The organism is Aquitalea sp. (assembly GCF_030150775.1).
GTDB lineage: Bacteria > Pseudomonadota > Gammaproteobacteria > Burkholderiales > Chromobacteriaceae > Aquitalea > Aquitalea denitrificans.
Genome location: NZ_JASLFG010000002.1, coordinates 129,284 through 136,690 on the forward strand (window position 1 = coordinate 129,284; position 7,407 = coordinate 136,690).

At 60.4% G+C, this 7,407-nt stretch carries 6 protein-coding genes and 1 pseudogene; 4 read left to right on the top strand and 3 right to left on the bottom strand.

Annotation, left to right across the window (positions count from 1 at the left end; translation table 11 throughout):
* Positions 1 to 2,433 carry a two-component system response regulator gene (locus tag QVF59_RS00710; protein ID WP_287876757.1) on the top strand — a complete coding sequence of 811 codons (2,433 nt, stop codon included), beginning with the start codon at positions 1 to 3 and terminating at the stop codon, positions 2,431 to 2,433.
* A gap of 16 nt (positions 2,434 to 2,449) precedes the next feature.
* On the opposite strand, the gene QVF59_RS00715 is transcribed toward QVF59_RS00710, so the two are convergent.
* Complete coding sequence (locus QVF59_RS00715; protein ID WP_287876758.1) at positions 2,450 to 4,279, bottom strand: tannase/feruloyl esterase family alpha/beta hydrolase; 1,830 nt, start codon at positions 4,277 to 4,279, stop codon at positions 2,450 to 2,452.
* A gap of 332 nt (positions 4,280 to 4,611) precedes the next feature.
* On the opposite strand from QVF59_RS00715, the gene QVF59_RS00720 reads away from it, so the two are divergent.
* Positions 4,612 to 5,778, top strand: a complete 1,167-nt coding sequence (locus QVF59_RS00720; RefSeq protein WP_287876759.1) for a porin — start codon at positions 4,612 to 4,614, stop codon at positions 5,776 to 5,778.
* A gap of 15 nt (positions 5,779 to 5,793) precedes the next feature.
* On the opposite strand, the gene QVF59_RS00725 is transcribed toward QVF59_RS00720, so the two are convergent.
* The gene (locus QVF59_RS00725) at positions 5,794 to 5,967 is read right to left on the bottom strand and encodes a hypothetical protein (protein WP_287876760.1); all 174 of its coding nucleotides are present in this window, start codon (positions 5,965 to 5,967) and stop codon (positions 5,794 to 5,796) included.
* On the opposite strand from QVF59_RS00725, the gene QVF59_RS00730 reads away from it, so the two are divergent.
* Positions 5,939 to 6,136: a hypothetical protein gene (locus QVF59_RS00730; RefSeq protein WP_287876765.1), complete on the top strand. Its 198-nt coding sequence runs from the start codon at positions 5,939 to 5,941 to the stop codon at positions 6,134 to 6,136. The two genes, QVF59_RS00725 and QVF59_RS00730, sit on opposite strands and share 29 nt — an antisense overlap.
* Before the next feature lie 129 nt (positions 6,137 to 6,265).
* Here QVF59_RS00730 and QVF59_RS00735 read toward each other — a convergent pair.
* Positions 6,266 to 6,421 (bottom strand): annotated as a pseudogene (locus tag QVF59_RS00735) (RraA family protein); the annotation flags it as partial.
* A 731-nt stretch (positions 6,422 to 7,152) separates the two neighbouring features.
* Between QVF59_RS00735 and QVF59_RS00740 the strand changes: the two are divergent.
* Positions 7,153 to 7,407 (top strand): hypothetical protein (locus tag QVF59_RS00740; protein ID WP_287876761.1); only part of this gene is annotated, 255 nt, incomplete at its 3' end.

Genomic DNA, 7,407 nt, shown 5'->3' on the forward strand with positions numbered 1-7,407 from the left:
ATGGCCAACCGTATCCAGATCGTCGAAGACGAGCGCATCGTCGCACTGGATCTGAAAATCGCGCTGCAAAGCCTGGGCTTCGACGTGGTGGCCAGTTGCGCCAGCGGTGAGGAAGCCATTGCCGCTGCTGGCAAGCTCCGGCCAGATCTCATCCTGATGGACATCCACCTTGAAGGCGGCATGCCCGGAACCGAAGCCGCACTCATCATCCGCCAGACGCTGGATATCCCGGTGGTTTACCTGACGGCCTTTGCTGAAGAAAACATCCTGCAACAGGCCGAGAAAAGCGCACCCTACGGCTATCTGCTCAAACCGTTCGAACTGCGCGAACTGAATGCCACCATCCGAATGGCGCTGGCCTGCCGCACTGCCGAGGTGGAAGTCCACAAACAGCAAAAACTGCTGATGCTGGCGGTGGAAACTGCCCAGCTGGGCATCTGGGAATGGGACCAGCAGCAATCGACATTCACCGGCCAGGGCTATTTTGGCAAGATCACCGGCCTGGACATGACCCCGCGTCAGGAGGCGGTCCCGCCTTTTCTGCGCCTGCTGGAACTGGCAGACCAGAGCCGCTTGAACCAGTTACTGAAAGACCGTGGCCGGGTGGACATGATCACCACCATCACCCCGGACGATGGCGACGCGGTATGGGTAGAGATGTCGGTACAGGAATACGAACCGCAATGGCAGGAGAGCGCCAAGCAGATCGGCGTATTGCGTGACATCACCGAGCGCATCAAGTCCGAGCAATTGCTGCAGCAAGCTGGCGCGGTGTTCCAGTCCACCGCCGAGGGCATTGTGGTGATAGACAACGACAGGCTGGTGAAATCGGCCAACCCGGCTTTCCTGCGCATGACAGGCTATTCGCTGATGGAAATCCTGGGACAGGATATCGACGAACTGCTGCACGTAAAAAAACACACACCCGAGTTCTACAGCCAGCTCAAACAACTGGGCGATGTGGGCTGGCATGGCGAGCTGATGTGCCAACGCAAGAACGGCGAGCACTTTCCCGCCTGGGAACACATCTGCCTGGTGTCCTACGACATGGACCTGCCCGCGCACTACATCATCGGCTGCACTGATGTCAGCTCCATCAAGAAAGCCGAAATCGAACTCAACCGCATGGCCTTTCATGATGCGCTGACCGACCTTGGCAACCGCTACCTGCTGAATGAGCAACTGGCCATAGAACTGCAGCGCGCAGAAACCAGCGGCACGCAGATGGGGCTGGTCTTCATCGATCTAGACGGTTTCAAGCTGATCAACGACGGCATGGGCCATGCCATGGGCGACCAGTTGCTGAAGGTGGTGGCACAGCGCATCCGCGAAACCATCCGCCGGGCCGACATTCCAGTGCGCTTCGGCGGTGACGAGTTCTTCATCATCTGTCCGCACAGCAGCGAGCAGGACTGCACTACCATGGCCGACCGCCTGCTGGAAAAACTGGAGCAGCCGATGCAGGCCGGCAAGGACAGCATTGTGGTGACCTGCAGCATCGGCATTGCCCTGTATCCGCAGCATGGCACCACCGCAGAAAAACTGCTGAGCGCTGCCGACAGCGCCATGTACCAGGCCAAGCAGGCCGGTAAGCGCCGCTATTGCACCTTCAACGAATCCATGGCTGAGAAAGTGCACGAGCGGCTGCGACTGGAGCAAAGGCTGCGCCATGCAGTGAAAACACGCAGCTTTACCCTGCACTACCAGCCGCTTATCCGGGTGGTGGACAGCGTGCTGATCGGCTTTGAAGCCCTGCTGCGCTGGCAGGATGAGGGACAGAACATTCCGCCGGATGTGTTCATTCCGGTGGCCGAAGAGTGCGGATTGATCCAGGAACTGGGCAGCTGGGTATTGCAACAGGCCTGTATCGAGGCCAGGCGCTGGAATGCCGATTACCACTACCCGCTCAAGGTAGCAGTCAATGTGTCGGTGATGCAGTTTATCGAGCCGGACTTCCGCCAGCGCGTGGCACGAGAGCTGGCCGACAGCGGCCTGGCCCCGCATCTGCTGGAACTGGAAATCACTGAAAGCGTGCTGCAATCGCTGGAAAACAGCAAACGCATCCTGAAAGACCTCAAACAGATCGGCGTATCCGTAGCCATTGATGACTTCGGCACCGGCTATTCATCCATGGCGGTGCTGAAGGACCTGGCCGTGGACCGGCTGAAGATAGACCGCTCCTTTATCTGCAACACGCCGGTACAAAGCCAGGACGCTGCCGTGTGCAAGGCCATCATCATGCTGGCCAAGAGCCTGATGCTAGGCATTACCGCAGAGGGGGTGGAGGAAATCGCGCAGGTGGAGTTTCTGCGCGAAAACGGCTGCGACACTTTCCAGGGCTATTACTATTCGCGCCCGCTGGATGCCGCTGCCATGGAGCAATACCTGCGCCACTACTTCAACAACGGCCCGGCAACAAGCGTCAGCCGCTGAAGCAGCGGCTGACGGTTTACGGCTGGGCAGTGAGCCGGCCATTGACTACCTGATAATTGCGCTGATTGTCCGGCCCGATCAGGGTGCTGGCCAGACTGTTGAAATCCAGCGGCAGGACAAGTGCCGAACGCTGTGGCTGGTAGCTGACGGCATCGTTCACATCGCCGCTGCCACGATAGCGGGCAATCATTGGCCACGGATATACCGGGCGAGTCGCCTTGATTTCGCCCCACGGACGCGCCAGCGGACTGCTGGCCATGGGGGCCACGTGCAGGGTAGGTACACCCTGTGCAGGCTTGCCCGCGGCAGGCAAATCCGCAGGTGGCGGCCCAGCCATGAAGTCCGGGGCGGCATGGGCCAGCTTGCCGGCAAGCAGCGCAGCCGGGGCCTGTTGCAGCTCGGTCCAGGCCATCAGCGGGCTCAGTACATCCACCTGATCGTAACCCTCCCCGCCGCCGCAATGACCGACGCCGGGCAGCAGGAACAAGCGCATGAAGCTGTCGGTGGCAGCTGCACCCAGCTGTTGCTGCACACCCTGGTAATAGGCCAGCGATACCGCCGGCGTGACCGAGGTATCCGCCAGACCATGCCACAAAATCAGCTTGCCGCCGCGCTGACGAAAAGGCTGCAGATTGGTATTGGTGGCGTTGTACAGCGGTGCCAGCTGCGCCAGACGCCGGAAGCTGCCGTCATCAAAACGCAGTTGCTGCAGATTGCCCATGGCCAGATCCACCTGCGGCAGGATCAGATAGCTGATGGCCAGTGCGGCAATGTCATTGCTCATCGATTTGCCATGCGCACTGCTGGCCACCATCCATTGCAGTTCGGAGCCGGGCAGCACGCCACCCATGGTCAGTTTGCGGCCAGCCGTATCCAGCGGGCCGTCGTACAGCTTGCGTGCCACCGCCACTTCCTCGGCGCTCAGGCACTGGCTGCTGTCGCGGGCATTGGCCGGACACTGCGCCCAGGCCGGGTCCACCTTGCAGCTGAGCGGGTCCTGCAGCAGGCCGTCCTTCACCTCTGAACCCTCGGCACAATGCGCCAGCACCGCACGGTGCAGAATGTCCAGCCGGTTTTGCAGCAGGATATTGCTGCCATCGGCACGCTGGTTGGCCACCACGTTCCAGCCGTGATACAGCGAGTTCTGCAGCTGAAACAGCGCGGCGGGAGCACCGGCAGACACGCCGTCAAAGTCGTCCGGATAACGCTGTGCTTCCATCAGCGCCTCGCGGCCACCATCCGAGCAGCCGACAAAATAGGCAAAGCGCGCCGGCTGGCCGTAAAAGGCGCGGATCAGCGCCTTGGCCACCAGCGCGGTCTGGTGATTAGCACGGTAGGCAAAGTCGATGCGCTGTTGCGGATCGGCCCCGAAGCTGGCCTGATCCGGCCCCATCATCGAGCCCTTGTGGCCCATATCATTCCCGGCCACCACGAATTCGCCATTCAAGGCCGGCCCGCAACGGCCGGCATTGCTGATGCCCACGCGGGTCATGCCGCACAAGCCGCCGCAGCCACCCTGCAGATAACGCTGGGTCCAGCCTTTCAGAGGCAGGTCCACCTCGAAGCCGATGCTGGGCGCGATATTGCCCTCCACCTTGCAGAATTCGCCCTTGGGCGTGCTCACCACGCTGGCGGCACTGATGCTGACCGGCGCATCTGCCACGCCATCCAGCACCTGGCGGCCCAATGCGCTGCAGCTGATCACAGCCGGCTGTGGTGATAGCGCCTGGTAATCGGCTGCCTGTACCGTCTGCGGCAGCACACCCAGCAGCAGACACAGGCCATACCACAGGGCCAACAGGCTGCCGGCAAACCTTGGCTTCAGTCGCTTCATCTTGTTGTTCACGCTTTGCACTCCTGAATTGCGCACACCATAAAGCGGGGATTATGGTCGGTACCTTCCTGCCATGGCTTGTGCATTTGCCACACTTTGCGCGACTTAACACACGTCCCCTGCCCGCCCCGGCACAGCCGGCAACGCCAGCGCCGCGGCCGGCTTCATAGCAATCTAGTCCAGCGCCCGTACCGCTGCCAGCACCGGCCCGTGCAAGGGCATAACACGGCAACGCAAGTTCACTTAATGGCAACGCGCCACCATCTCCCCTGCCCTAGATTAGCGTTTGCAATAACAAGAATTGTCACAACAACGCAGCCAATATCTACGATGGAGGAGAAACCATGCAGCAATCCACTCTCAAACTGAGCCTGGCCACCTGTGCCGTATTCACCGCACTGAACGCCCATGCCGACGACGGCACGGTCAGCATCTATGGCGTGATCAGCGCCTCGATAGAATCGGTGGGCGCATCCGGCGGCACGGGCGGCACCAAGTCCACCACCACCCGTGTCACCGACAACAACTCGCGCATCGGCTTTCGCGGCAACGAAGACCTGGGCAATGGCGTGAAAGCCATCTGGCAGGTGGAATCCAGCCTGCGCAACTTCGAACAGGGCGGCAGCACCGACTGGGGCCAGAGTGCCACCCTGGCCACCCGCAACAGCTTTGTCGGCATGGCCAGCGAGCAATACGGCCGCCTGCTCGCCGGCTACAACGACACGGTGTACAAATCGCTGGTGGGCAGCACCGCCGACTTTGGCATCGACGTGATGGCCGGCACCATTGCCGACAGCTGGGGCACCGGCCCGGGCTTTTACCAGCTGTTCAGCCGTGGTGAAACCCGCCTGAAGAATTCGGTGCACTACATCTCGCCGCTGCTGTCCGGCTGGCAGGGTGGCGTGTCCTATGGCGTGGACGAAACCCAAACCAACAACACCAACCGCAGCCGCCTGAGCCTGGCGGTGAAATATGGCGATGGCCCGTTCAAGGCCGGTTTCGGCTGGGACCGCCAGTTTGATACCGCTGGCTACGAGCAAAGCAATTCCGGCACCGCCGCCGCTGGCAAGCATGTGGACTTTGCCAAGCTGCTGGCACAGTGGACTTTCAGCAGCACCGGCACCCTGCTGGGTGCCGGCGTGGAACGTGGCAGCTACCAGTTGGCCAGCGGCGGCCAGACCGAGACCCAGACCGGCTGGACCATTGGCGTCAGCCAGCCCGTAAACGAACGCTTTGCCCTCAAGGCGTCCTACAGCAAGCTGGGCAGCCTTAACAATGCCAGCAATGCCGACGACTACAAGGCCACGCAGTGGGTGCTGGGTGCCACTTATGCCGCCACCAAGCGCACCAGCTTCTACACCTATGCCACCCGCCTGAGTAACGGCGCACTGCAAAACGCCAACTTCGGCTTCAGCCCGCTGACTACCGGCACCAATGCCAGCAGCACCGTGGTACTGGCCAATGGCAACACCCTGCACAGTGTTGGCGTGGGTATGTCCACATCCTTCTGATGCTCCACATGGCTGCTACGGCAGCCACGGCAATTTCACGGCTGGCAGCACTGCCAGCCGTTTTTCATGCCGGCAGCCTGCAATGTAAATCCGGGTAAAGAAGATCAAGCCGACCGCGTTTTCGTCGATACCTCTTATAAATGCAATAAGGAATCCAACCATGTTTCTGGGCGCAGTCGGTTCATTCATCAGCACCTCCGGCGGGGCCTTGCTCAAGGCGGGCTCCTCCGTGGTGACCGAAGCCGCTTCCATCGTTGAAGCCCATCCGCTGCTGGCCGGTGTTGCCATTGGTGTCGGCATCTATGAATACGTCAGCAACCCCAGCCACCTGGGCAATTCGGTCGATACCAAGGCCTGACGCCCACGCCGCCCGGCCCCACATCCCGGCCTTGCCGTTTCTGTACCGCCCTGGCCAAAAAAATGCCACCCCGCAGGGTGGCCAATACAGAGAGTGACGTTTACGCCAGGCAGGCACGCACACCACCGGGATATTGACCGAACCCGACATGGCCTTGATAGTGCCTTTGCTGCTGATGGCACGGCTCCGCACCGGGAAGTCCATTTCCTGCAGGGTTTTTACGTCGCGCACTCCGGCGACGATGCGCACATGATTTTCTGGCAGCCCAGCAACTGCCGGCTGCATTGCCTCAAACGGCCCGCGCGAGAAGATAGAAACCAGTCTGTACGCTGTACCGCACCGGGCTAAAACCGTATTTTGGCGAGACCATCATCAGTGCCTATGAAGTGAATGCCCGGAAGACCGACCCGATGCTGATCCACCACGCGCTGCGCCTGTTGGCTGTCGCCCCGGCGATTGTCTGCGAGTGGAAGACAGTGCCTCCGACATTACCGCCGGGATTGCCGTGGCAGACATACAGCGGAATGACGACATCGCAGCACAATTTGCCGGGCAGATTGCCATTTTCCCTGACCAGCCCCAGCTGGCAGCCGCCTTGGGGCTATCTACCGGCACCAGCAACACACGGAAGCAAACCTTCCCCCGATGGCCCAAACAATAATCCCGTGCCAAACCGCCCATCACCAATCTGTGATTACCACTCACAAACGGGGATAGGGGCCCGCATCACAGCCCCCGTGCCGCTACGCATTTGCCTACCTTCATTGCCTTAGTCAGCAACGATAAGCCCACCATAAACATGTCTTTTGACTAGGCCTGTCAGTAAAACTGGCTGAACAGACATTGCCGGTTAGTTTTTCGCCCAGTCTAATGCCGCCTCCAGCTCCACCAGCGCGAGGGGTCACCACGGCATGCCGACACTTGCAAAGCAACAACAACCCTTATTGCCAATCTGGACATGTCACCCTTGCGCTGCATGGCACATCACCATCTTACCTACAGCCAGAGCCCAGCCCATGCAAAATCCTTACCAGTTAGCATTCCCGTCCCGCTTCAAGCTTGCGCTATCGGTTTATAAATTTCACATTGAAGAAGCACTAGATAGACCATACCAACTGACCATATCGGTAACGATGGCAGAGCGTGATCTGGCCTTGGCCCGCCTGATTGGCCAGCCGGTTACCTTCACCATCACACCGCAATCGACGGCACCACCGCTGGCGATTCCCGGCCTGTCCCCACTCCCGACCGGCCAGGAAGGACAACGCAGC